A 25,836-nucleotide genomic window follows, 5' to 3' on the forward strand; every position below is an offset into this window, starting at 1 on the left:
TCCCCTGTGTGCCTTGCCTTGGCCTGCGCATCAAACCCCACAATCGACAGCATGCCGATACACCGAAAACCTTCCGGGTAAGTGGCACACACCTTGTATTGGTCACTGGGAGCTTTGCCAGTCGCCCCATCAATCCGTACCCGGCTCGGGCCTGTTTCTTCAATATTCACCGTGGTGAAATCGCACACCACATCGGGCAGGGCATAGTTGGCCGGGTCATGAATTTCATAAAGCAACTGCTCGGTGGCCACTGCTTTGTTCACCAATCCGCCTGTACCTTCCGGTTTGCTTAATTCAAAGCTGCCATCTGCAGCCACTTCAACAATCGGGTAACCAATGTTGGCCCAGTCGGGCACTCGTTGCCAGTCTGTGAACAGCCCGCCGGTGGCTTGCGCGCCACACTCCACAATGTGACCTGCCAGGCTGCCCTGCGCCAGTTGGTCCAGGTCTGTGGTTTGCCACCTGTATTCATGCACCAAAGCACCCAACACCATGGCACTGTCAACCACGCGACCGGTAATCACAATGTCAGCGCCTGCATCCAGTGCAGCAGCTATGGGAAAAGCGCCCAGGTAGGCATTGGCCGTCAGGAAAAATGGCGGCGCAGCCTGGCCTGAATGCTGGTCTCGCAATTCAACGCCATCCTTGCGCAGTTGGCCAAGTGTAATTGTCGCGTCATCGCCGCTGACTACACCAATTCGAATGGTGTGGCCTGCTTCAGTCATTGCCTGTTGCAAGGCGGCCGCACAACCCGCAGGGTTCAGACCACCTGCATTGGCAATAATCTTGATGCCTTTGGATTTGGCCGCGGGCAGGGCTCTCTTCATCAGGTCAATGAAGTCGAGTGCGTAACCATGTTCCGGGTTTTTCATCCGCATGCCCGCCATGATGGCCAGGGTCAGTTCCGCAAGGTAATCGTAGGTGATGTACTGAATTCCCGGCACCTTGAGCAGTTGTTCCGTACCCAAACTGCTGTCGCCCCAAAAGCCGCAGGCGCCGCCGATTTTAATCGATTGTGGAATTGGCATGTCTAGTTGGCCTGTCGATGATTTTCAAAGAAACATCATAACAAAGCCGCTTGTTCCAAATCAAACGTTTGTTTGAATACGAGCCTGTGTCTGCTCAGCTTTTGTAACTTGACAGATGGATACTCGTCTCGGTGTTGCTAATCCCTTTGATGAGTCGAATTCGTTCCAAGATTCCTGAGAGCCCCGTGAGGTTTTCTGCCTGCAACTCAACCAGCAAGTCCCAACGTCCATTGGTGCTGTGAATGGCGGTTACCCCAGGTTCCCCGAGCAGCTTCGCCAGTACGGTGCGGCTGTCATTGCCTTCAATCAAGATACTCATCCAGGCGACAATCAGATTGGGTGTTGTATCGGGCCGCAATTTGACACTGTAGCCCACGATCACGCCGGAGCTCTCCAGCTTGTTGATTCGATTGGTCACTGTGCCGCGGGACACTTTCAGATGATGTGCCAATGCCGCGATGCTTAACCTGGCATTGGTGCGAAGCAGCCCCAAAAGTTGGTGATCTAAAGCATCCATGCTATCGAAGTGTAGGTTGATGCTGTCATTGTGCAAGAAAATTGCCATTTTGTAAGCAAATTGTGTGCTTTTGATTGCCTTCACTGGGCAGCACAATGGTATTTCTACTCGCAATTCAGCAGGTGAGGGGGTATGCGATGCGCACCTTATTCCTGAGCGCGCAAGGCGCGGCAACACTGATTTCACGGACTGGTCTGGCCCACTGTATTCGGGGAATGGTTAACGAGATTGATCACGATTTCAAGCGCTGGGAACAGTTTTGACAAGTCTGCGCGTCTGGCGAGTCATTCTGCACAGGGCGTGATTGAAATCATGCCAATCAGTGATGGACAAACCTATGGTTTTAAGTACGTCAACGGGCATCCCAACAATCACCGGCATGAATTGCCCACGGTCATGGCCTTTGGTGTTCTCGCTCGTGTAGAAACCGGCCTGCCGGAGTTTGTCAGTGAATTGACGTTGGTGACCGCGTTGCGTACTGCGGCGACTTCTGCACTGGCAGCACAGCACATGACCAACCCGGCGGTGCGCAGCATGGCGCTGATTGGCAATGGTGCCCAAAGCGAGTTTCAGGCCGTTGCGTTTCACGAGCTGCTCGGGATTGACACGTTTTATTTGTACGACACCGATTTTTCGGCCACTGAAAAACTGGCCAATCATTTGTATGAACTCGGCTTGAAGACTATATTGTGCAAAAGTGTCCCGGAAGCTGTACGTGAGGTTGACGTGATCACCACTGCCACAGCCGCAAAAACCCATGCCAGCGTGTTGACCAAAAACATGCTCAGGCCAGGCGTTCACATCAATGCCATCGGCGGCGACTGCCCCGGCAAAACCGAGCTTGCCCCCGATATTCTTCGCGATGCCCGCGTATTTGTTGAATATGAACCGCAAACACGGATTGAGGGTGAGATCCAGCAAATGCCCAAGGATTTTCCAGTGACGGAGTTGTGGGAAGTGCTGACCGGTTTTGCGCTTGGGCGCACAGCGCCCGATCAAATCACTGTGTTTGACTCGGTGGGTTTTGCACTCGAGGATTTTTCCGCGATGCGCTACATGCACCGGTTGGCGCTTGCACAGGGTGAGCTTGAATTACTGTCGTTGATCCCTGAACTGCCGGATCCCAAGAACTTGTACAGTTGGTTGAAACACGGGGAGGTCGTATGATTTCACTGATCGGTGCCCCGTGCGACGCCGGCGCAAATATAGCCGGTGCTGCGCTGGGGCCTTGTGCACTGAGGCATGCAGGTGTTCAGCAAGGTTTGCAAAAAATCGGTTGCAAAGTGATTGACCGCGGTGATCTGAAAATACTGACATCTGAACCGCATGTCGAGTTGCAGGGGTATCGGAATTTCCATGAGGTACTGGCATGGAATCGGGCAGTGTTTGCCGCAGTGGCCGACGCATTGAATGTTGGCGATATTCCCGTATTGCTGGGTGGCGATCATTCGCTGGCCATGGGGTCAATCAGTGCGGTGGCATCGAATTGCCAACGTCAGAACAAAGAACTGCGCGTGTTGTGGCTGGATGCGCATGCAGACTTCAATACGGCCAATACTTCCATCACCGGCAATATGCATGGCATGCCATTGACCGCGCTGTGCGGTCAGGGACCTTCTGAGTTGACCGAGCTTGCCGGGTTTGCCCCAGCCTTGCGCGCTTCTCAAATTCGATTGTTGGGTGTGCGTTCTGTTGATCCCGAGGAGCGCCGCGCGGTTCGCCGTGCGGCTTTGCCCATGCTTACCATGCGGCACATACAAGGGCGTGGAATTATTCAGGCCATGAATATTGCACTGAGCGACATTGAGCCGGGTACACATTTGCACGTGAGTTTCGATGTGGATTGCCTTGACCCCTTGGTGTTACCCGGCGTGAGTACCCCGGAAGACGGTGGTTTGCAGCTCGATTCGCTTCGATATTGCATGGCGCGCATTGCTCAAACCGGTTGTGTCGGGTCGGTCGATCTGGTTGAGTTAAACCCTGCCGCAGACCCCACTGGCAGCAGTGCGCAGCGTGCAGTGGAGTTGCTGACAGTTCTTCTGAATCCGCATTGGGAGCGGCATGTGCAGCGTTCGTTTGATTGGGCTGAACATGCAGGCTGAGCTGGACCGTTTGCGCACTGAAATAGATGCACTGACTCGGGTGGATGAAACACAGCGAGTGCGCAACCTGCTTGAACAATGCGATTGGCCTGACACCGGGTTTGATGTCATCAAACAGGCCGCACTCGGGCATGTAAAGCGATTACACGAGGTGCAAAAGCACCGTGCAGGCGTCCACCAGTGGATGGCGGAGTATCGCTTGTCCACCCAGGAGGGCGTTGCGCTGATGTGTCTTGCCGAGGCTCTGTTGCGAATTCCGGATACCCAAACACGCGATGATTTGATTCGCGACAAATTAAGCCATGCGAATTGGGCGGCTCACTTGGGGAACAGCACCTCCCTGTTTGTGAATGCAGGCACCTGGGGTTTGTTCATGGCTGGTCATTGGATTCAAATTCCCGATGGCGATACCCTGTACTCCACCCTGCGGCGCTTGATCGCACGCAGCAGCGAGGGCCTGGTGCGTGCTGCGGTGGAACAGGCAGTGAAACTCATGGGGCAGCAGTTTGTTGCCGCCCAAACCATTGAGGAGGCCTTGCGCAACAGCCGTGAGAAATCCTCGCAGGGCTTTACCCATTCCTTCGACATGCTGGGTGAAGCCGCTTTGTGTGAAGCGGACGCGCAGGCTTACTTCAGCAGCTACTTGCATGCAATCCATGTGATTGGGCAAAGTAACTCCAAAGGCGTAATCGATGGTCACGGTATTTCTGTGAAGTTGTCGGCATTGCATCCGCGATATACCGTGTGGCAAGAACAACGGGTGCAAGCCGAACTCTACCCGCGGCTGTACACACTGGCACTTTCAGCCAGGCAGCACAACATTGCCTTCAATGTGGATGCAGAGGAAAGCGAGCGTCTGGAACTATCACTCGACCTGTTCACACGCTTGGCCTTCGAGCCTGAATTAAGGTGCTGGAATGGTCTTGGGTTGGCGGTTCAGGCCTATCAAACCCGAGCGACCGCGGTGGTTCGGTTTATTGCTGCACTGGCACGCGCCAGTGAACGGGTTATCCAGGTTCGATTGGTCAAAGGTGCATATTGGGACAGTGAAATCAAGCGTTGCCAAATACAGGGTTTGGCACATTTCCCGGTGTTTACCCAGAAGGTTCACACCGATCTTTCATACCTGTGTTGCGCGCAGCTGATGTTGCGCAATGCCAATTTCATTTACCCACAATTTGCCACCCACAACGCCCACACCTACGCCGCTGTTCAGCACATGGCCGAGCAACTGAATGTTCGGCAGTTCGAGATGCAGTGTTTGCATGGCATGGGTGAGGGGCTTTACAGCCGTGCCAGGATTTATGCGCCTGTGGGCACTCACCAAACATTGCTTCCCTACCTGGTGCGCCGTTTGCTGGAAAATGGTGCCAACACCTCCTTCGTCAACCAGATGGTGGATCCGAATGTGGACGTGAATGAACTGCTGGAACACCCGGTTCTCACCTTGCGTAGGCATGGCGTTCAAAGCAACCCAGCCTGCGTACCTGCACCGAATTTGTTTGGTGCCAATCGCCTGAACTCAAGCGGGCTTGATTTGTATTGCAAACGCACTGTGCAGCAACTGCATCTAGCCGTGGGTAGCGGAACCTTTAAGGATTTGAAACCCTTGGCTTACAGCACACATGGGCAGGTGCAATCCGCATTGGGTGTTGCTTTTCGATCGCGCAGCACGGGTAGCGACTGGTTTGAGAAAGGGCCAGCACACTGGGCGGCTGTCTTGTTGCAAGCAGCGGAGCTGCTTGAGAGTCATCACCTTCAATTGATTAACCTGCTGGTTCACGAAGCCAGAAAAACCATCCCAAATGCCCACATGGAAGTGCGCGAGGCCGTTGATTTTTGCCGCTACTATGCAGCCCAGGCTTCCAACTTGCTTGCATCGCAATCCAAATCAACATCGCGCCTTGCGGTGTGCATCAGCCCCTGGAATTTTCCTTTGGCCATTTTTGTGGGGCAGGTGGTGGGTGCACTGGCCAGTGGGCACGTGGTGGTTGCCAAGCCCGCCGAGCAAACGCCGCACATTGCATGTTATGCAGCAACGCTGTTGCATAAGGCAGGCGTGCCTGTTGAGGTGTTGCAGCTGGTCTATGGCGACTGGGAAGTGGGTGCATGGCTATGCAGTTATCCAGCAGTGGATACCGTCTTGTTCACGGGTTCAAATGCTGCGGCCAAGCATATTCAAGCCAGTTTGTTGAATCGTGACTGCTTGCAAAGCCCCGCCTTGCTGATTGCTGAAACAGGCGGACAAAATGCCATGGTGGTTGACTCATCGGCATTGCTTGAACAAGTGGTTGGGGATGCGCTTGAATCGGCTTTTGGAAGTGCGGGGCAGCGTTGTTCGGCACTGCGGGTGCTGTGTGTGCAAGAGGACATCGCCGACAGCCTCATCGCGCTGCTAAAAGCCGCAATGCAGGAACTTCAGGTGGGCGATCCTGCATTGTTTTCCACTGATTTTGGACCCCTGATTGATCGAGAAGCATGGCAAGCAGTGAATGCCCATATTGAGAACATGAACGCAAATGGATGTCCCGTGTTCCGGGCGGAGCGTGTGAATCTTCCACTCGCGGGTCACTTTGTGGTGCCGACCTTGATCGAACTACAGCACTTGAATGAACTGCAGCAAGAGGTGTTTGGCCCGGTATTGCATGTCTTGCGTTTCAAGGCCAACCAATTGCCTGCCTTGCTTCACGAATTGAATGCCACCGGATATGCCCTTACTTTTGGCATTCACAGCCGCATTCAATCCACCATCGATCTGGTTTGCAACACCACGCAAGCCGGCAACGTGTATGTGAACCGAAACATGGTAGGTGCTGTGGTGGGTAGCCAGCCATTTGGTGGGCATGGCAAGTCGGGAACCGGCCCCAAAGCCGGTGGCCCACATTATTTGCCTAGCTTGATGCGCCTGCCTCAGCTTAAGAATATGCAGGACCACGAATTGCCCGGCCCCACAGGTGAACAAAACCTTTACCGATGTCGACCCCGTGGCCGGGTTTGGTGTACGGCAAAGGACCTTGCTTTGCTTGAACAACAAATTGACGCAGTGCTGGCCACCGGGAATGTGCCGGTTTGTGAACTCGCAGACGATGACCGAAACCTGCACTTGATCGTGAATGCCGAGGTGTTGTCTGAAATCGATCTTGGCAATATCAACCTGGTAATTTGTCACCCGGAAAACACAGAAATCGTGAAAAGGGTGTGCAATCGCCTGGCCAAGCACCCCGGATCAATCATTCCTCTGGTGTTGGGCGATGAGCATGGTGTTTATCCAGATTACAGGCTGGTTTGTGAGCAGGTGCTGTCAATCAACACCGCAGCCATCGGTGGTAACTTGACGCTGCTTGCAGATGATCATCAGGGGTCGCATTAACCATGGCACAATCGGGAACCGGATCATCAATGCAGTAAAACATGTCTGAATTTCGAGGTATTCCGCCAGGCCCCAATGTGGGTACCCAGCTCAAAGCCCTGCGTCGAAAAAAGAAAGCGGCCGACAGGGCAGCCCATTCGGCGCAAGCCATGGTCGGTCAAGCCGCCGAAGTCGCTCCTCAGGCGAATAGGCCGCCGTTGTCAGAACTCACCTTGGCCAATCTTCAGGAGTGGTTCGACGCACAAGGCTGGCAGCCTTTCGAGTATCAATTGCAGGTGTGGAAGGCATTTCAGAAGGGCCACAGCGGCTTACTGCACGCGACCACCGGTGCTGGTAAAACCCTGGCGGTGTGGCTGGGTGCCTTGCTTCGGCTGGCACAACTTCCCAAGCCAAGGGGTGCGGCAACTCGTGTCATGTGGATAACACCCATGCGCGCTTTGGCTGCTGACAGCACCAAGGCTTTGCAACAATCGCTGTCTGCCCTGGTGGGTGATTGTGATGTGGCCTTGCAAACCGGCGACACCGATTCAGCTGCGCGAGCAGCCATTTTGCGCAAGCCCCCTTTCGCTTTGGTCACCACGCCTGAAAGCCTGACCCTGATGTTCACGCGCGCCAGCAGCCAGCCCAACTTGAGCAAACTGCAAGTGTTGGTGGTCGATGAATGGCATGAACTGATCGGCAACAAACGTGGCGTGCAACTGCAGTTGGCCATCGCACGCCTGGCCCGCATTAACCCGGGCCTGCAAGTGTGGGGTTTAAGCGCTACTTTGGGTAACTTGCCGGTGGCCATGGATGTGCTGCTACACCCTGTTAAAAACGATGCCAAGTGCACTTTGGTCCAGGGCAAGTTACCCAAACAATTGATGATCGACAGCTTGATTCCTGACACCTTTGAGCGTTTTCCATGGGGTGGGCATCTGGGCTTGAATCAGCTCGAGTTTGTGGCGCGAGAAATCGACCAGTCTGCATCCACCCTCGTATTCACCAATACACGTTCTCAAGCGGAAATTTGGTATCAGGCTTTGCTCGAAGCCCGGCCCGACTACGCCGGTTTACTGGCCTTGCACCACGGCTCACTCGATAAAACTGTACGAGATTGGGTCGAGCAAGGATTAAAGAACGGCAGCCTGAAGGCGGTGGTATGTACCTCATCGCTTGATCTGGGCGTTGATTTTTTACCCGTAGAACGCGTGATTCAAATTGGTTCGCCCAAAGGCGTTGCCCGACTGCTTCAACGTGCAGGCAGGTCCGGGCATGCACCTGGCAGGCCTTCCCGAATTACTGTGGTACCTACCCATGCGCTTGAATTGGTCGAGGCCGCTGCTGCCCGACATGCTGCCCAGCAAAAACAGATTGAATCGCGTTTTAGCCCGCAGGCCCCACTGGACGTGTTGGTGCAGCACCTGGTGACGGTAGCCATGGGCACTGGATTTAAACCTGATGAATTGTTTGCCGAAGTGTGCACCACAAGTGCATATGAAAATTTGAGCCGCTCCCAGTTTGATTGGGCCTTGGCTTTTGTAGAGAAGGGAGGCGAAAGCCTGGCTGCGTATCCGGACTATCAAAGGGTGGCCGCCGATGAGGAAGGTATTTACCGCGTGCCCCGGCGTGACATTGCGCGCAGGCATGCCATGTCGGTGGGTACCATTGTCTCCGACTCAGCGATGCATGTGGCGTGGATGACTGGCGGGCGCCTTGGCACCATTGAAGAAGGATTCATCGCACGCTTGAAGACCGGCGATTGTTTCAGTTTTGCAGGTCGCGTGCTCGAACTGGTGAAGGTGCGTGACATGACTGCCTATGTGCGCAAAGCCGACCGCAAAAAAGCCACGGTGCCGCAGTGGCAGGGCGGTAAAATGCCCTTGAGTAGTGAACTTGCGCACGCCTCCCTGCAAATGCTGGAGCTGGCGCACCAGGCTATTTCTTCCGGGAAAAAGACCACTTTGCCCGAGCTGCGCGCACTTGAGAGTTTGTTGGCCTTGCAAATGCGCTGGAGTGCTTTGCCCAATACGGGTAATTTGCTGATCGAGGAGCTGCACAGCAAAGAAGGTCACCACCTGTTTGTATATCCATTTGAAGGACGAACTGTTCACATTGGCTTGGCCAGTCTTCTGGCTTGGCGTGCCTCGCGACACAAACCGGGTACGTTCTCAATTGCCATGAACGATTACGGGTTTGAACTGTTGAGTGCGGAACCCGTGAACTGGCATGAATGGATTGCTGGCAGCCTTGCGCAAGCCCCGTTGTTTTCAACGGAGAATCTTTTCGAGGATGTGCTGGCTTGTCTCAACGCTTCTGAACTGGCCCAGCGACGTTTCCGGGAAATTGCCAGAATCGCGGGGTTGGTTTTTCAAGGCTTTCCCGGGGCGGGAAAAAGTGCGAAGCAGTTGCAAGCCTCCAGTGGTCTGTTTTTTGAGGTGTTCAAAAAACACGATCAACACAATTTATTGTTGGACCAGGCCCAGCGGGAAGCGCTTGAGCAAGAACTTGATTTGAAACGAATGGAGTCAGCGCTTCGTGCAATTCACAGCAAAACTTTGGAGTTCAAGTTGATTGACCGCCCAACACCTTTTGCGTTTCCCTTGCTGATTGAGCGTTTGCGTGAAACTGTGAGCACGGAAAAGCTCAGCGATCGTGTGGCAAGAATGGTGGCAGAGCTGGAGAAAGCAGCTCAGGTTTAACAGATTTCAAAATTACAACCCAGGTTATTTTCAACGTGCATTTGTTGTCAGCAAATTCTTCGGTACATTCAATTGAAACGCCATTTGGTGCACTTCAACTGTCGCGCCACAAAGTGATGTTTTCACCCGCACACAAGGCGCTTTTTGTCGCCGACGTTCATTTGGGAAAAGCCGCTACTTTTCGCAGCCTGGGTGTGCCTGTGCCTGCGGGGACCACTCAAGAGAATCTGGATAAGCTCTCAGAATGTATCGCAGAATTCAATCCACTTTCGGTGTATTTTCTGGGCGATTTGTTGCACGCAAAAATGGCGCACAACCCCGACTTGCTCGGCAAACTGATGGCTTGGCGTGTCCAGCACACAAACCTGGCCATGACGTTGATTCGCGGCAATCACGACAGCAGGGCGGGTGATCCGCCTGCAAGTTTGAACATCTCTGTGGTTCAGGAGCCTTTCATGCTGGGTGGGTTTGCCTTGTGCCATCACCCACAGACCGTGCAAAATGCTTTGGTGCTTGCCGGGCATGAGCACCCAGTCGTGGTACTGAATGGAAAAGGTAGAAGCCGAGCCCGATTGCCATGCTTCTACCTGAAAACCGATCAGCTCATACTGCCTTCATTTGGTGCTTTCACCGGCGGTTATGCGGTCAATCCCCAGGCCGGCGAAGCAGTATTTCCAGTGGTGTGAAAAGTGGGCCCTTCAGCCCACTGATTTGCCACTTGGTGGCTCTTTACTTGCCTTTGCTCAGGCCAAGCTTTCCACCACCCAAGGCCACAACCATCAGCAAACCACCAGCCACGCTCACGTTTTTCATGAACATCAATTGCTGAACATAGGCTTGGTCTGCAGGCATGGCCCAATAGTTGTGAAACAAAACCGAGGCAGCCAGGGTGAAGCCGGCCAGCAGCAATGCTGCAATTCGTACCTGAAAGCCGACAATCAAGGCGAGGCCCGCGCCGATTTCAACCGCAATGGTCAGCACGGTGAGTACTTCAGGAAAAGGCAGGCCCACCGAGCCAATGTAGCCGGCTGTACCCTCAAATCCGCCGATTTTGTCGAACCCGGCGAGAACAAACATGGCAGCCAGCAGAACCCGGCCAATCAGGGCAACTGTAGATGCTGAGCTGTTCAAGGCGCTGTCCAGCGCATTGGAACCAGTGTGTGTAGTGTTTGCTGTAGTCATTTCAATTCTCCGTATTGGGTTTGCGATTCACTGAATCGATGGATGAATCATGCGCGCTCACTCTAGGGAAATCGAGCAGTGGTTTTCGCATTGTTTATTCAAATAATTTGAATAAATGGATGGTGACGCCTGAACCCTAGAGGTATTTCTCTAACCTGGCCCATTCCCTTTTTCTAGAAGAAATAGCGTACACTCATAAAAAAACGAACGTTCGGTCTATTTTTTATATGCGCAAAGGTGAACAAACCCGAGCCGCCATCGTTGAGGCGGCGCTAGAAATCGCGTCCACGCAAGGGCTCGAGGGTTTAACCATTGGCTCCATTGCTGAAAAAATGGCCATGAGTAAAAGCGGTGTGTTTGCCCACTTTGGCTCGCGCGAAGAACTTCAAATTGCCGTACTGCAAGAGTACGAAACCCAATTCATTAATGCAGTGCTGTTTCCCTGCCTGAAAGAGCCCCGAGGATTGCCCCGTTTGCGTGCAATTTTCATGCGCTGGCTTGACCGGATCGGCAAGGAAATTGACAGCGGTTGCATCTATATTTCAGGCGCGACAGAATACGATGACAGGCCAGGGGCGGTTCGCGATGTTCTGGTGAAAATGCATCGCGACTGGCAAAAAGAAATGCACCGTGCCACGGCACAGGCCATCGAAGAAAATCATTTACCGGCCAATCAGGCGCATGCGGACCAACTCGTTTTCGAGATGGTTGGCCTGATTCTGGCAGCCCACCAGCAAGGTCGCCTTATGGGCGATTCTTCATCTGTGAAGCGGGCCAGCCAAGGCTTTGAACGCATGATTCAGCATTACCAGCAAACCCCGTCAGAAATTCTGAGCCAGTAGTACCAGGAGACACTTCAATGAGCCAATACACGCCCCCAATTCGCGACATGCAATTCGTACTGCACGAAATGTTGAACGCAGAAGCCACGTTTAAAAGCATTCCCGCCTTTGAGGAAATTGACGCAGACACGGTGAACCAGATCATCGAAGAAGGCGGCAAATTCTGCGCGGAAGTCTTGCAGCCCTTGAATGCCGTGGGCGATTCAGAGGGTTGTACCTTGAACAAGGCCGACCATTCCCTGAAAACCCCGACCGGCTTCAAAGAAGCGTACCAGCAGTTCGTGGAAGCTGGCTGGGCCTCGCTGAGTTGCGACCCCAACTATGGTGGTCAAGGTTTGCCAGTGACTGTGAACCAGGCTTTCTATGAAATGATGAACAGCGCCAACCAGGCCTGGACCATGTACCCCGGTCTGACCCACGGCGCCTACGACTGTTTGCACGCACATGGCAGCCAGGAACAGAAAGACCTGTACCTGCCCAAGCTGACCAGTGGTGAATGGACTGGCACCATGTGCCTGACTGAACCACACTGCGGTACCGATCTGGGCATGTTGCGCAGCAAGGCCGAGCCACAGGCCGATGGCAGCTACAAAATCACCGGCGCTAAAATCTTCATCAGTTCTGGCGAACATGACATGGCCGAGAACATCATTCACCTGGTGTTGGCCCGTTTGCCCGATGCGCCTGTGGGCACCAAGGGTATTTCTCTGTTCCTGGTTCCGAAATTCATTCCCAATGCGGATGGATCACTGGGTGCACGCAACCCGATTTTCTGCGGCGCCATTGAACACAAAATGGGTATTCACGGCAACGCCACCTGCCAGATGAACCTGGACGGTGCAACAGGTTGGTTGATTGGTCAGCCACACCGCGGTTTGGCGGCCATGTTCGTGATGATGAACGCAGCCCGTCTGGGCGTGGGCATGCAGTCCTTGGGCCTGACTGAGGTTGCTTATCAAAACGCTGTTGTTTATGCGAAAGATCGCATTCAAAGCCGTTCACTCACCGGCCCTAAGGCCACTGATAAACCGGCTGACCCGATCATCGTACACCCTGACGTGCGCAAAATGTTGCTCACCACCCGAGCCTATGCCGAGGGTGGTCGTGCCTTGTGCATGTGGACCGCGCTGGAACTGGACAAGGAACTGAGCCACCCCGATGAAGCGGTTCGCAAGGAAGCATCCGATATGGTTGCCTTGGCCACGCCAATCGTAAAAGCCTTTATCACCGACAACGCCTGGGAAGCCACCTCACACTGTATGCAAGTGTATGGCGGCCACGGTTACATCGCTGAGTGGGGCATGGAACAGTATGTTCGTGACAGCCGCATCAACATGATTTACGAAGGCACCAACACCATTCAGTCACTGGACCTGCTAGGTCGTAAAGTGCTGGGCGACGGTGGCGCCAAGCTGATGAAGTTCGGCAAAATGGTGCGCGCCCTGTGCGAATCTGAAGCCAACAACCCAGCCATGAAAGAGTTCATTGAACCTTTGGCTGATTTGGGCGACAAGGTCAGCAAACTGACCATGGAAATCGGTGGCAAGGCCATGCAAAACCCCGATGAAGTGGGTGCTGCAGCTGTGGATTACCTGCGCGTTGTAGGCCACTTGTTCTACGCTTACTTCTTCGCCAAAGCTGCAAAAATCGCGCTGGAAAAACAGTCCAGTGGCGACAAGTTCTACACCGCGAAACTGCACACAGCCCGTTTCTACTTCCAGAAAATGCTGCCTGAAACCGCCATGCTGATTCGCAAGGCGCGTGCCGGTTCCAGCAGCCTGATGGAAATGGAAGCAGATCTGTTCTAAGAAATCCTGTCCCGTAGTACCCCGCAGCCACACGTGGTTGCGGGCGTTGAATCCAATTAACTCGAAGGAGACACGCGTGTCCAATTTCATCGTTCGCAAAGTCGCCGTGCTCGGCGCTGGCGTGATGGGTGCACAAATTGCTGCCCACTGTGCCAATGCCAAAGTGCCTGTGGTGCTGTTTGACCTGCCCGCCAAGGAAGGCCCCAAGAACGGCATCGTAGACAAAGCCATCTTGAACCTGACCAAACTGAAACCAGCTCCGTTTGGCGCGAAAGACGTTGCGCAATATGTGCAAGCCGCCAACTACGAAGAGCACCTGGAATTGCTGCAAGGCTGCGACCTGGTGATTGAGGCGATTGCCGAGCGCATGGACTGGAAACACGACCTGTACAAAAAAGTGGCACCGCACATCAATGCCACTGCCATTTTTGCAACCAACACATCGGGCTTGAGCATTTCCAAGCTCAGCGAAGGTTTTGATGCAGATTTGAAAGCCCGTTTCTGTGGCGTTCACTTCTTCAACCCACCCCGCTACATGCACCTGTGTGAACTGATTCCATTGAGCACCACACGTCAGGACATTCTGGACAATCTGGAAACCTTCCTGACCACCACCTTGGGCAAGGGCATCATTACTGCCAAAGACACACCCAACTTCGTGGCCAACCGCGTGGGCGTGGCTGGAATGCTGGCCACCATGGCTGAAGCGCAGAAGTACGGTATTCCATTCGACATCGTGGACCAACTGACAGGATCCAAGCTGGGTCGAGCAAAATCAGCCACCTTCCGCACTGCGGATGTGGTGGGCCTGGACACCATGGGCCATGTGATTGCAACCATGCAAAACACTTTGCCCAACGATCCGTTTGCACCCAGCTATGCCACACCCGCCGTGTTGAAAACGCTGGTAGAAAAAGGCGCCTTGGGTCAAAAAACCAAGGGTGGTTTTTTCAAGAAGGAAGGCAAGCAGATCATGGTGTTCGATGCGAACTCCAGCAGCTACGTGCCCTCTGAAGGCAAAGCCGATGAAGCCGTATTGAAAATTCTGAAGAACCGCAATGTGGCAGAACGCATGGCTGCTCTGCGTGCTTCCGAGCACCCACAAGCCAAATTCCTGTGGGCGATTTTCCGTGATGCATTCCACTACATCGCATTCCACCTGAACGAAATTGCAGACACCGCCCGCGACATCGATTTCTCGTTGCGCTGGGGTTACGGCTGGACAGAGGGTCCATTCGAAACCTGGCAAGCGGCTGGCTGGAAGCAGGTTGCCGAATGGGTGAAGGCTGACATTGATGCGGGCGAAGCCCTGTGCAATGCACCGTTGCCCGCATGGGTGTTCGAAGGCCCAGTGGCCGACAACGGCGGTGTGTACAGCACAGCTGGCGCATTCAGCCCTGCCAGCAATTCTTTTGTTGCTCGCAAGGATCTGCCTGTCTACAAGCGCCAAATTTTCCGCGCCAAAGTATTGGGCGAAACAACCGTGACTGGCCACAACGGTGGCACCACCATCAAAGAAAACGATGCAGTTCGCATTTGGACAGCTCCAGGTCATGATGATGTGTTGATCTTGTCGATCAAAACCAAAATGCACGCGATTGGCCCCGATGTGATCACCGGCACGCACGAGGCCATTGCCTTGGCCGAGAAGAGCTACAAAGGTTTGGTGTTGTGGAGCCCGGATGAGCCCTTCTCCGCAGGTGCCGATTTGCAAGCTATGTTGCCTGCATTCATGCAGGGTGGCGGCAAGGCCATCGAACCCATGGTGGCAGAATTCCAGAAAGGCACTGCTGCGCTGAAGTATGCACAAGTACCCACCGTGGCTGCTGTAACTGGCCTGGCCTTGGGTGGTGGTTGCGAATTCGCAATTCACTGTGCTGCACGCGTTGCAAACCTGGAAAGCTACATGGGTCTGGTGGAAGTGGGCGTTGGCCTGATTCCCGGCGGTGGTGGCTTGAAGGAAATCGCGATCAACGCTGGCCTGGCTGCTCAAAAAGCAGGTTCATCCGATGTATTGGCTTTCCTGAAAGACGGCTTCATGACCGCAGCAACCGCCAAGGTGGGCACATCGGCCATGGAATGTCGCGACCTTGGTTTCATCAAGGAATCCGACACCATCGTATTTAACAGCCATGAACTGCTGTATGTCGCCATTTCACGTGCTCGCGCCATGTTCGACAGCGGCTATCGTCCACCCCACAAAATCAAGGGCGTACCCGCCGCCGGTAAATCAGGCTACGCCACCATCAAGGCGCAACTGGTCAACATGCGCGACGGCGGTTTCATCTCCGCTTACGACTTCCACTTGGGCTGTGTGATTGCCGAAGTGGTGTGTGGTGGCGAAATTGAAACTGGCTCCTTGGTGGATGAAGAATGGTTCCTGAACCTGGAACGCAAGCACTTCGTGAAGTTGCTCGACAACCCCAAGACACAAGAACGAATCATGGGCATGCTGCAAACCGGCAAGCCAGTGCGTAACTAATTAAGGAGAGCAAACATGGCTCAAACTTGTAAAGATGTTTACATCGTCGCAGCAACGCGCACCCCAATCGGCAAGGCGCCCCGTGGCGTGTTTAAAGACACCCGCCCCGACGACCTGCTGGTGCATGCCATTGCCAGCGCAATGGCCCAAGTGCCAACGCTCGACCCAGCTTCAATCAACGATGCGATCGTGGGTTGTGCATTCCCCGAAGGCGAGCAGGGCATGAACATGGCCCGTATCGCTGTGTTGCTGGCAGGCCTGCCCAACACCGTCGGCGGCGTCACCATCAACCGCTTTTGTGCATCAGGCATTACGGCAGTTTCAATGGCAGCCAACGCCATTGCCATGGGCGAAGCCGAGGTCATGATCGCAGCCGGTGCCGAAAGCATGAGCATGGTACCGATGAGTGGCAACAAGCCCAGCTTTAACAACGCAATTTTCCAGAAAGACGAGAACCTGGGCATTGCCTACGGTATGGGCATGACCGCAGAGAAGGTTGCCCAACAATGGGGTATTAGCCGCGATGCACAGGACGAGTTCGCTTTGAACAGCCATAAAAAGGCAATCGCTGCCCAACAGGCTGGCGAGTTTAACGATGAAATCACGCCGTTCACAGTGGTCAAAGCCACGCCCGATTTGTCCACTGGCGAAATCAAAACCAGCACCAAGGAAGTAAAGCTGGATGAAGGCCCCCGTGCCGACTCTTCGATTGAGGGCCTGACCAAACTCAAGCCCGTATTCGCTGCGAAGGGATCAGTGACCGCTGGTAACAGCTCGCAAATGAGTGACGGTGCAGGTGCGCTTATTCTGGCCTCTGAAGAAGCCGTGAAGCGCTATAACCTCACCCCCCTGGCCAAGTGGCGCGGTTTTGCCGTGCGTGGCGTGCCTCCCGAAATCATGGGTATTGGCCCCAAGGAAGCAATTCCTGCCGTGTTGAAAACAGCTGGCCTGAAAGCCAGCGACATCGACTGGTTTGAATTGAACGAGGCGTTTGCGGCACAGTCTCTGGCCGTGATGAAAGACCTGGAACTGGACCCAGCCAAGGTGAACCCCATGGGCGGTGCGATCGCCTTGGGCCACCCCCTGGGTGCAACCGGTGCAATTCGTGCTGCCACGGTGGTTCATGCACTGCGCAGGCACAACCTGAAATACGGCATGGTCACCATGTGTATCGGCACTGGTATGGGTGCAGCAGGTATTTTCGAGCGCGTATAAATCCAGCGTTCAAGCAGCATCAGAAAGCCCCGATTTGTCGGGGCTTTTTTTGTGTATAAGGAAATGAACAAGGAACCAAGCGCCACTGAATGCTACCCACTTCTTTCACTTCAAACAGGGAGATACACATGGGATGGTTCGGCGTTAGCAATTCAGCCAATCGCAGCAACAACTTGGAAAGCATGACGATTGATTTAAACAACACCAGATTTTTGAAGAACACGACCGGGCAGATGCTTGCCGCCACTGACTATCAATTGGGTCGTGCCAATGCATTGGCCGGGGTGGTGGGTAGCCAACAGTCGACGCAACTTTACACTCGTAACAATGTTTCAAGCACTGCAGGCGAATTGGCCACCGAATTGCGTTTTGCAATTCAGGATGGTCAGCGTTTCCGTGCAGCAATCAGCGAACTTAATTCTGAAATTACAGAGGGTACGGAGATAGTCGAGAATTTATTGAGCCAATACCATCAGCCACGTGGGCAAAGAACCTTGCGTTTTGGACCTCAGAATGTACCGCCCTCAGGTAAAGAGATCGCCGTAGTCAGCGACCAGGTCGCAAACACCTGCATTTCGAAGGTGGCAAAGTTCTCGCAAATCAATCAGTCCAGTATGGCGCGTTCCTTTGGAATTATTGAAAAAGCAGATGGGCTTGTCACTGGTCAGGTTAATTCCGAGCAACGGCCAGAATCATACCTTCGTCAACTTTTAAATTCATGATGTTTCCGCAGCCTTGAAACAGGCTGCGCACTTGCTTGACCCGGCATGGTTGTCCGGAAATCGTTGCCGGGGCGTATTAGAATGATCCTTTGTACCTAACTTGGGGTAGCACGCGCGCAATGGACATTCAAACAGAAATCAACAACGGCTTGATGACTATCACCATCAACCGGCCAGAACGCAAAAACTCATTCACCAACGCCATGTACACTGCGCTGGCGGACGCTTTTCGCGATGCAACGCACAGCAGTGGCGTGAAAGTGGTGTTGCTCAAAGGCCATGAAGGCTGTTTTTCTGCCGGTAACGACCTTGGCGATTTTCTGAACAATCCGCCCACCGATCTCGATGCGCCTGTGTTTCGATTTCTTCGGATGATCTCCGTGTTCCCCAAGCCAGTGGTTGCGCAAGTCCAAGGTCTGGCCATTGGCATCGGAACCACTGTTTTATTGCACTGTGATTTGGTGTACGCCGCAAGCACCGCAAAATTTTCCATGCCTTTCGTAAAACTGGGTCTTTGCCCGGAAGCGGCGTCCAGCCTGTTGCTGCCCATCTCTGCGGGTTACCAGAAGGCGGCTGAACTGTTATTGCTGGGCGATATTTTCACCGCCCTAAAAGCCTACGACACCGGCATTGTTTCCGATGTGCTTGAACCTGAAGCGCTGGATGCCCATGTGCAGGCGCAGGTTAAAAAACTGCTCGACTTGCCGCTCACAAGCCTGTTGACCACCAAGCGCTTGATGAAGTCAGTCAACAAAAATGCAGTGGCCGAAAAAATGGCCGAAGAAGGCCACCTGTTCATGAGTATGATTCCGCAAGCCCCGGCGCAAGAGGCATTTAAGGCATTTGGCGAAAAACGCGCTCCCAATTTCAAGCAGTTCGAGAACTAATCCAACAAGAACCAAAGGCTCAGCATGACCGTTGCACTTTCAGAAATTTTATCCAGCCGCCGATTGAGTGGTGACACCGTCACATTCACCGCCACAGAGGACTGGATGCAGGGCCGCACCATGTTCGGTGGTTTTCTATCTGCGCTTGCTGTGGTCGCCATGCGCGACACCTTAGGTATTGACATGCCGTTGCGTGCACTACAAACTAATTTTGTGGGCCCAGTGCCCGCCGGCGATGTGGTGTACCGCACGCGTTTGCTCCGGCAGGGCAAAAGTGTCAGTCAGGTGCAATGCGAAATTTACAGTGACGAAACGCTGGCAGGTTTGGTGGTTGGCGTATTCGGGGCACCGCGCGAAACTGCCTTGCCAGTGCTTAGTCCGCAGCACAAACCGCTGCCCAAGCCAGTGGACGAGATCGCGCCGTTGCCTTTTATTCCGAAAATTACACCCAACTTTTTGCAGCATGTTGAAATGCGTTGGGCACTAGGCAGCATTCCCTACATGGGCAACCCGTTTTGGGAAAGCGGTATTTACATTCGTGCCACAGACAAAAACCTGAGCCCCGAGGTGTTGATTGTGATGCTCAGTGATGGCCCGCCCACGCCGTGTCTTAGCCACTTCAAAGGCCCGGTCATGGCCAGTTCTGTCAGTTGGTCGCTTGAATTGCCACCCATTCCTGCAGACATCGACAGTGAAGGCTGGTTCCAAATCGACATGGAAACCAAGGCCGGTTCTGACGGTTACGTCAATCAGAGTGCCAAGTTGTGGACTCCGAAAGGCGAGTTGGCCTCTTTGGGTTATCAAGTGGTGGCAGTGTACGGTTAAGTCTTTGTGGCTGATCCCGCTATTGACTGAACTTTCGTTTTTTCGAGGCTGTCGAAATCTCGAAGGAGACGGTTGAATCATGAAACATGCATTGCTCACATTTGGATTTTTTGCCCTGTTATGGCTGATTTCGCCGGCAAAAGCAGAATCCTTGCGGTGTTCCCAGGGCAGTGCTTATGAGGGCGACAGCAGGGTATCGGTATTGTACAAATGTGGACAGCCGGCTCTCAAAGATACTTTTTGTGATCCAGTGTATTTTCCGGGTACTCTGCACCCGGTTCCCTCTCCTTTTGCCCAATCGGTGGCGCCGTGTCTGCCGGTGGAGGTGTGGGTGTATGACAGAGGGCAAGGTAATTTGATCGCTACCGTGCGCTTTCGCGGGGGTGTGGTCCAATCCATTTCATATGGACGGCAACCCGATTAAATCCACTGAGTCATTGTTTTAAACCAATCAGGCCTGGCAGCCGCCAGCCATCTTGGACACATTTCATGAATCATACAAACAAAAGGTTTTCGATTGTTCTGGTTTGGCTTTTGGTCTGGTTGGTGGGCTCCTTACTGGGCACCCTGGTGCAGTCACAGGTGAATTTGCAGGCCCTGCAAAGTCTGGGTGTATTGATACCGCTGGACACTCGATTTCACACCACCCTTCACGATCTCGGGAACTTCTCGCCAGTCTATGCGGTCATTTTCGGGTGCAGTTTTGCGGTATCCCAGGCCGTCGCATTGCTGTTTACGCGTTTCACCGGCACTGCGTTGCGCACCTTTTTGGTGTGTTTTCGGTGCTGTTTTGGGCCTGTGGGTAACTTTCAAAGTGGTTGATATGATTGCACCAATGCCAATACTGATTTCATCCACCCGCACCGCTGGCGGCATGTTTTCCATGCTCGCGGCTGCTGCAGTTTCGGGCGCCTTGTTCGCCAAACTGTCGACCCGCAAACTGTCGGCCAGTCCAGCACTTGTTGCCTTGTTGATTGCGGGTATTGCGCTGTCGCCCGACCAAGCCCGGGCCCAATCTGCCAAACCGTACACCATTGAAACTTTTGCCGATGGTTTGGACAGTCCCTGGTCCATGGCTTTTCTGCCAGATGGCCGCGCTTTGATCACCGAGAAACCCGGCCAGCTTCGGCTGGTGGCTGCCGATGGCAAATTGATGAACGCCCCAATCGCCGGTGTCCCGAAAGTATTTTATGGCGGTCAGGCAGGTTTGTTTGACGTCCTGCCCTCGTACGATTTCGCGCAGAGTCAGCAAATCTTCATCAGCTATGCCTGCGGCACGCGCAGTGCAAACCATCTGTGTGTCGCCAGCGCCAAGCTTGGCGAAAACAGCCTTGCGAATGTCAAAGAAATCTTCCGTTCGCAAATGGCCAAGTCAGGCAGTGCGCACTACGGCGGGCGAATGGCATGGATGCCCGATAACACTTTGATCGTGACGCTTGGCGACGGTTACAGCTACCGCGAAGAGGCGCAGAACCTGTCGAATCATCTCGGGAAAATTGTTCGGCTCAATGTCGATGGTTCGGTGCCCAAGGACAATCCCTTTGTGGGCAAACAGGGCGCCAAACCTGAAATTTACAGCTATGGTCATCGCAACGTTCAGGGGCTGGCTTATGACGCAGTCAACAAGCGCTTGATCGCTCATGAACATGGCCCGCGTGGTGGCGACGAAGTGAATGTCATCACCCCAGGCACCAATTACGGTTGGCCAAAAGCCACCTACGGTATCGACTACACGGGTGCCCAAATTTCTCCCTACAAAGAATATGAAGGTACCCAGCAACCTGCGATTTACTGGGTGCCTTCCATCGCGCCCTCCGGAATCACCGTGTACAACGGTGACATGTTTCCCCAGTGGAAAGGCAATTTGCTGGTGGGGGCACTCAAGGCTCAGCAGGTCAGCAGGGTTGTGTTAAAAGGCAACAAGGCGACCGAGGAGGAAGTGTTGTTCAAAGAAGTCGGTGCGCGTTTTCGTGACATTCGCACCGGTCCCGATGGCGCAATTTACCTGTTGACCGACAGCTCGGATGGCAAGGTGCTTCGGGTAAGTGCAAGATAATCTCCTGCCACGGTCTGTTTACCTGCCCCCTTGATTGGGCTAGTCTTGAGAAACAAGGGGGCGACATGGAAATTGTGTACAAAGCGGGCAATCTCATCGAGGCGCATATTGTTGCCGGCATGCTGAACGCCTGCGAAATACCCGCTTACGTGGGTGGTCATTTTCTTCAGGGTGCAGTCGGGGACCTTTCCCCCACCGGTTTTGCCAATGTTTTAGTAGCGCCTGAGCACTTTGATCAAGCTGCCCAATTGGTTGCCGATTATGAAAAAAGTGACGTACCCTCCGCCGATTCGCTGAGGTCTCCAGGGTTTGTCCATTCGTTCCAGAAGTAAGTGTTTGAGTGCTATGGTTTGGCGCTATACTTCGTTCCCGATCTTTCTCTTTTCCCCTGGAACCTCATGGCGCTCAAATCCACCGATATGGCTAAAAACATGGCCAAGAAACTTGATGGTTCGCTGAAATCTGAAAGTCTTCCCGACCGTTTCGGCCAAGCCTCCAAAGCACAAAACAACAAACGCGAGCGTGCCGCTGATATTCCCGCCAGCAAACTGGTTCCGGTGAACTACCGTCTGCCTGCTGATTTGGTCAGTCGCCTGCGTGATCACGCGTTGACTACTGATGAAGGCATTAATCAGGTAGTTGCAACCGCCCTGAACGACTGGCTGAACGCTCAAACAAAAAAATAAAGACCGCTTGCTGCGAAAGTCGGTCCGTTCCCTGTTTTTCTTGACGGGGAAGTTGGCGCATTCTCCTTGTCAATTAATATCGATCTATTAAGTAGTTTTTTTGTAGATTGATTGTTTATTTGCCCAGAACGGGGGTTTTTAATTCCCTTTTGGAACTTTATTGTTTTTCGGTGCTTGTGGCGCTGCATTTTTTGATTTGAACTTCTCCCTGAATGGCTCATGCTGTGGTTTCTGCGTATATGGAAAACCACAATTGCTGCGCGTCACGGGCATGCTGATACTCCATCCACCTGCGCAGATATGTGTGGAAATTCAATAAGAAAAACAGCTTTCGCAGTTGACATTCTGATACCAATCACAAGGAGAGTTCCGTGAAGAAATCGATTAAATCCGTATTGGCAGTTGCCCTGTTGGGCTTGATGGGTACCGTGCAAGCCCAGGATGCTTACCCATCCAAAGTCATCACCATGCTGATTCCATTTGCAGCCGGTGGCCCAACTGACACGGTGGGTCGTTTGATTGCGCAGTCCATGTCCAAAGACCTGGGTCAACAGGTGATTGTTGAAAACCTGGGGGGGGCAGGTGGCACCTTGGCGGCTGGCAAGGCCGCCCGTTCCGCGCCCGATGGCTACAATATTTTCCTGCACCACATTGGCCAGTCCACTGCACCTTCGCTCTACCGCAAACTGTCTTACAACGCTTCCACTGACTTCGAAACCATCGGCTTGGTCACAGACGTGCCCATGACGATTGTGGCCCGTGCCAACATGCCTGCGAAAAACATGCAGGAATTGCTGGCCTACATCAAAGCCAACAAAGACAAAGTGACTTACGCAAACGCGGGCATTGGTTCTGCTTCACACCTGTGCGGCATGTTGTTCCAAACCGCTGTGGGTGTAGACCTTACGACGGTTCCTTACAAAGGCACCGGCCCAGCCATGAATGATTTGTTGGGCGGGCAGGTCGACTTCATGTGTGACCAAACCACCAACACCACCAGCCAGATCAAAGGCGGAAAAATCAAGGCCTATGCCGTGACCACCAAGAAACCAGTGGCTTCTTTGCCTGATCTGCCAACCCTGGACAAGGCTGGCTTGCCTGGTTTTGAAGTGGGCGTGTGGCACGGTTTGTATGCCCCCAAAGGCACACCCAAACCCATCATTGATCGCCTGAGCAAGTCTTTGCAAACCGCTTTGAAAGATCCCGCAGTGATTTCTCGTTTTGCTGAATTGGGCACCGAGCCAGTGCCTCAAGACCAAGCCACACCCGCTGCCTTGCGCAAGCATCTGGATGCTGAAATTGCACGCTGGAAGCCGATCATCGACAAAGCCGGTCAGTACGCTGACTGATCTATCTGAGAACTTAAAATGCCAAAAGATTTAAGAGACTTTTGGGCTGGGCTGCTGTACCTGATTATCGGTACGGCAGCTTTGTATATGGCTGCCGACTATGAAATGGGCACAGCCATCAGCATGGGCCCCGGCTATTTCCCCAAAGTATTGAGTGGTTTGCTTATCTTGATCGGTGCTGCCTCACTGATTCGCTCCTTCATTGTTGAAGGCGAACCGTTGAAAGGCTTTGCCTTCTCGAAAATCCTGTACGTCACCATTTCCATCATCGTTTTTGCGCTGTTGGTGGAAGGTGCTGGTCTTGCAATTGCAGTCATGGCAGTGTTCGGTGTTTCTGCAATGGCCAGTAAATTTTTCAATTGGAAGTTCACCCTGGGTATTGCTCTAGGCGCCGCTATTTTTTGTAGCTTGGTATTCGTCAAGGGCTTGGGTATTCCGCTGCCCATTTTTGGGTCTTGGTTTGGAATGTAAACATGGAACTTCTAGCTAATCTTTCAATTGGTCTTGAAACCGCCTTCACGATCAATAACCTTTTGTTCTGTCTGATTGGTGTTTTTCTAGGCACTGCAATTGGTGTGCTACCGGGCCTCGGTCCAACAGCAACCATAGCCATGCTGCTGCCAATCACTTTTGGCTTGCCACCCGTGTCCTCGCTGATCATGTTGTCCGGTATTTATTACGGTGCGCAATATGGCGGTTCGACCACAGCCATTCTCGTCAACTTGCCAGGTGAATCTTCCTCGGTGGTGACTGCGCTCGATGGCTATCAAATGGCTCGTCAAGGCAAAGCGGGCAAGGCTCTGGCCACTGCAGCAATTGGGTCTTTCGTGGCGGGCACTTTCGCAACCGTGTTGCTGGCCTTGTTCGCACCCCCCTTGGCAGATATCGCATTGCAGTTTGGTGCAGCCGAATATTTCTCGTTGATGGTGGTTGGTTTGGTTGCCTCCGTGGTCTTGGCCAGTGGTTCTCTGTTGCAGGCATTCGGCATGATTGTGCTGGGTTTGCTCATGGGCATGGCAGGCACTGATGTCAATTCGGGCATGGAGCGCTACACCTTCGACACACCCTACATGGCCGAGGGCGTTAACTTTGTGATTCTGGCCATGGGCATGTTTGGTTTGGGTGAAATCATCAAGAACCTCGAAGAAGAACACCTGCGCTCTACCATGGTGTCTAAAGTTCAGGGTTTGTTGCCGAACAAGGACGATCTCAAGCGCATGGCTTGGCCAATTGTTCGTGGTACTGGTTTGGGTTCTCTGCTGGGTATTTTGCCAGGCGGCGGTGCCATGCTGGCTTCGTTTGCTTCTTATTCCATCGAGAAAAAAATCTCGAAAACACCCGAGCAGTTTGGCAAGGGGGCAATCGAAGGTGTTGCGGGTCCGGAGTCAGCCAACAACGCCGGGGCGCAAACGTCATTTATTCCTTTGCTAACCTTGGGTATACCCTCCAATCCAGTCATGGCTTTGATGATTGGTGCCATGATCATTCAGGGTATTACCCCTGGCCCAGCCGTCATGACCGAGCAGCCCGCGCTGTTCTGGGGCATTATCGTGTCCATGTGGATCGGCAATCTGTTCCTCGTGATTCTAAACCTGCCCTTGATTGGTATCTGGGTCAAAATGATCTCGGTTCCTTATCACTTCCTGTACCCCATGATTCTTGTGTTCTGCTGTATCGGGGTGTTCAGTTTGGGCAACAAGCTGTTCGATGTGTACTTGTTGGCCGGTTTCGGTGTACTGGGCTACATCTTCTCTAAACTGAAGTGTGAGCCGGCGCCTTTGCTATTGGGCTTTATTTTGGGGCCGATGATGGAAGAGTACCTGCGCAGGGCTTTGTTGCTCTCGCGTGGCGACTTCTCCGTGTTGGTCACCCGCCCGATCAGTGCTACCATGCTGGCCATCGCCGCCATCGCTCTGATCGTGGTGTTTATGCCCTCCATTCGCAAGAAGCGGGAAGAGGCATTCCACGAGGAATGAGCTTGAGATAGGTACTCGGTGTCAAGGGCCAGTGAAGCGTTGTTTCACTGGCCCTTGTTACTTTCAAACACGCATCGAGTATGAATTGTGTTGCATTGTGTTGTATTA

The 25,836-nt window shown here is 53.4% G+C and carries 22 protein-coding genes and 1 pseudogene; 20 read left to right on the forward strand and 3 right to left on the reverse strand.

Going from position 1 to position 25,836, the window contains the following annotated elements; genetic code table 11:
- Both A0129_RS03230 and A0129_RS03235 read right to left on the reverse strand, forming a co-directional pair.
- On the reverse strand, positions 1-1,028 hold a 1,028-nt coding region (locus A0129_RS03230), incomplete at its 3' end, for an acyclic terpene utilization AtuA family protein (protein ID WP_291712369.1).
- A 94-nt stretch (positions 1,029-1,122) separates the two neighbouring features.
- Positions 1,123-1,545: an Lrp/AsnC family transcriptional regulator gene (locus A0129_RS03235; RefSeq protein ID WP_105029785.1), complete on the reverse strand. Its 423-nt coding sequence runs from the start codon at positions 1,543-1,545 to the stop codon at positions 1,123-1,125.
- A 137-nt stretch (positions 1,546-1,682) separates the two neighbouring features.
- On the opposite strand from A0129_RS03235, the pseudogene A0129_RS03240 reads away from it, so the two are divergent.
- The 5 genes and pseudogenes from A0129_RS03240 (at position 1,683) to pdeM (ending at position 10,384) form a co-directional block, all read left to right on the forward strand.
- A pseudogene (locus A0129_RS03240) lies at positions 1,683-2,712 on the forward strand (ornithine cyclodeaminase).
- Positions 2,709-3,647 carry an arginase gene (gene rocF, locus A0129_RS03245; protein WP_291712371.1) on the forward strand — a complete coding sequence of 313 codons (939 nt, stop codon included), beginning with the start codon at positions 2,709-2,711 and terminating at the stop codon, positions 3,645-3,647. The pseudogene A0129_RS03240 and the gene rocF overlap by 4 nt, the downstream one beginning before the upstream one ends.
- The gene (gene putA / locus A0129_RS03250) at positions 3,607-7,017 is read left to right on the forward strand and encodes a bifunctional proline dehydrogenase/L-glutamate gamma-semialdehyde dehydrogenase PutA (protein WP_291712373.1); all 3,411 of its coding nucleotides are present in this window, start codon (positions 3,607-3,609) and stop codon (positions 7,015-7,017) included. Before rocF ends, putA begins: the two co-directional genes overlap by 41 nt.
- Before the next feature lie 41 nt (positions 7,018-7,058).
- Positions 7,059-9,698, forward strand: a complete 2,640-nt coding sequence (locus tag A0129_RS03255; protein ID WP_291712376.1) for a ligase-associated DNA damage response DEXH box helicase — start codon at positions 7,059-7,061, stop codon at positions 9,696-9,698.
- Between the two features lie 35 nt (positions 9,699-9,733).
- Positions 9,734-10,384 carry a ligase-associated DNA damage response endonuclease PdeM gene (gene pdeM / locus A0129_RS03260; RefSeq protein WP_291712378.1) on the forward strand — a complete coding sequence of 217 codons (651 nt, stop codon included), beginning with the start codon at positions 9,734-9,736 and terminating at the stop codon, positions 10,382-10,384.
- Positions 10,385-10,427: 43 nt separating this feature from the next.
- On the opposite strand, the gene A0129_RS03265 is transcribed toward pdeM, so the two are convergent.
- Positions 10,428-10,880: a DoxX family protein gene (locus A0129_RS03265; protein WP_291712380.1), complete on the reverse strand. Its 453-nt coding sequence runs from the start codon at positions 10,878-10,880 to the stop codon at positions 10,428-10,430.
- A gap of 227 nt (positions 10,881-11,107) precedes the next feature.
- Here A0129_RS03265 and A0129_RS03270 point away from each other — a divergent pair, with 227 nt between their 5' ends.
- From A0129_RS03270 to A0129_RS03340, 15 genes are all read left to right on the forward strand, one after another.
- Complete coding sequence (locus A0129_RS03270; RefSeq protein WP_291712382.1) at positions 11,108-11,722, forward strand: TetR/AcrR family transcriptional regulator; 615 nt, start codon at positions 11,108-11,110, stop codon at positions 11,720-11,722.
- Between the two features lie 17 nt (positions 11,723-11,739).
- The gene (locus A0129_RS03275; protein ID WP_291712384.1) at positions 11,740-13,530 is read left to right on the forward strand and encodes an acyl-CoA dehydrogenase C-terminal domain-containing protein; all 1,791 of its coding nucleotides are present in this window, start codon (positions 11,740-11,742) and stop codon (positions 13,528-13,530) included.
- 76 nt (positions 13,531-13,606) lie between these two features.
- The gene (locus A0129_RS03280) at positions 13,607-16,012 is read left to right on the forward strand and encodes a 3-hydroxyacyl-CoA dehydrogenase/enoyl-CoA hydratase family protein (RefSeq protein WP_291712386.1); all 2,406 of its coding nucleotides are present in this window, start codon (positions 13,607-13,609) and stop codon (positions 16,010-16,012) included.
- A 15-nt stretch (positions 16,013-16,027) separates the two neighbouring features.
- On the forward strand, positions 16,028-17,227 hold the full coding sequence (locus A0129_RS03285; RefSeq protein ID WP_291712390.1) for an acetyl-CoA C-acyltransferase: 1,200 nt from the start codon (positions 16,028-16,030) through the stop codon (positions 17,225-17,227).
- A 173-nt stretch (positions 17,228-17,400) separates the two neighbouring features.
- Entirely contained in the window at positions 17,401-17,949 is a 549-nt protein-coding gene (locus tag A0129_RS03290) for a hypothetical protein (protein WP_291712392.1), read from the forward strand.
- A 119-nt stretch (positions 17,950-18,068) separates the two neighbouring features.
- Entirely contained in the window at positions 18,069-18,836 is a 768-nt protein-coding gene (locus tag A0129_RS03295) for an enoyl-CoA hydratase (protein ID WP_291712394.1), read from the forward strand.
- A 24-nt stretch (positions 18,837-18,860) separates the two neighbouring features.
- The gene (locus A0129_RS03300) at positions 18,861-19,661 is read left to right on the forward strand and encodes a thioesterase family protein (RefSeq protein WP_291712396.1); all 801 of its coding nucleotides are present in this window, start codon (positions 18,861-18,863) and stop codon (positions 19,659-19,661) included.
- 79 nt (positions 19,662-19,740) lie between these two features.
- Entirely contained in the window at positions 19,741-20,085 is a 345-nt protein-coding gene (locus A0129_RS03305) for a DUF2845 domain-containing protein (RefSeq protein WP_291712398.1), read from the forward strand.
- Positions 20,086-20,150: 65 nt separating this feature from the next.
- Positions 20,151-20,483 (forward strand): hypothetical protein, encoded by a 333-nt coding sequence (locus A0129_RS03310; protein WP_291712400.1) that lies wholly within the window; start codon positions 20,151-20,153, stop codon positions 20,481-20,483.
- Positions 20,484-20,496: 13 nt separating this feature from the next.
- Positions 20,497-21,717 carry a PQQ-dependent sugar dehydrogenase gene (locus A0129_RS03315; RefSeq protein WP_291712402.1) on the forward strand — a complete coding sequence of 407 codons (1,221 nt, stop codon included), beginning with the start codon at positions 20,497-20,499 and terminating at the stop codon, positions 21,715-21,717.
- Positions 21,718-21,782: 65 nt separating this feature from the next.
- Positions 21,783-22,049, forward strand: coding sequence for a DUF2007 domain-containing protein (locus A0129_RS03320; RefSeq protein WP_291712404.1), 267 nt, complete (start codon positions 21,783-21,785; stop codon positions 22,047-22,049).
- A 99-nt stretch (positions 22,050-22,148) separates the two neighbouring features.
- Positions 22,149-22,403: a hypothetical protein gene (locus A0129_RS03325; RefSeq protein WP_291712406.1), complete on the forward strand. Its 255-nt coding sequence runs from the start codon at positions 22,149-22,151 to the stop codon at positions 22,401-22,403.
- 371 nt (positions 22,404-22,774) lie between these two features.
- Entirely contained in the window at positions 22,775-23,752 is a 978-nt protein-coding gene (locus tag A0129_RS03330; RefSeq protein ID WP_291712407.1) for a tripartite tricarboxylate transporter substrate binding protein BugD, read from the forward strand.
- A gap of 18 nt (positions 23,753-23,770) precedes the next feature.
- On the forward strand, positions 23,771-24,223 hold the full coding sequence (locus A0129_RS03335; protein ID WP_291712410.1) for a tripartite tricarboxylate transporter TctB family protein: 453 nt from the start codon (positions 23,771-23,773) through the stop codon (positions 24,221-24,223).
- A gap of 2 nt (positions 24,224-24,225) precedes the next feature.
- Entirely contained in the window at positions 24,226-25,728 is a 1,503-nt protein-coding gene (locus tag A0129_RS03340; RefSeq protein ID WP_291712411.1) for a tripartite tricarboxylate transporter permease, read from the forward strand.
- Positions 25,729-25,836: the final 108 nt, after the last annotated feature.

This window comes from Limnobacter sp. CACIAM 66H1, from assembly GCF_001601825.1.
In the GTDB taxonomy this organism is placed as follows: domain Bacteria; phylum Pseudomonadota; class Gammaproteobacteria; order Burkholderiales; family Burkholderiaceae_B; genus Limnobacter.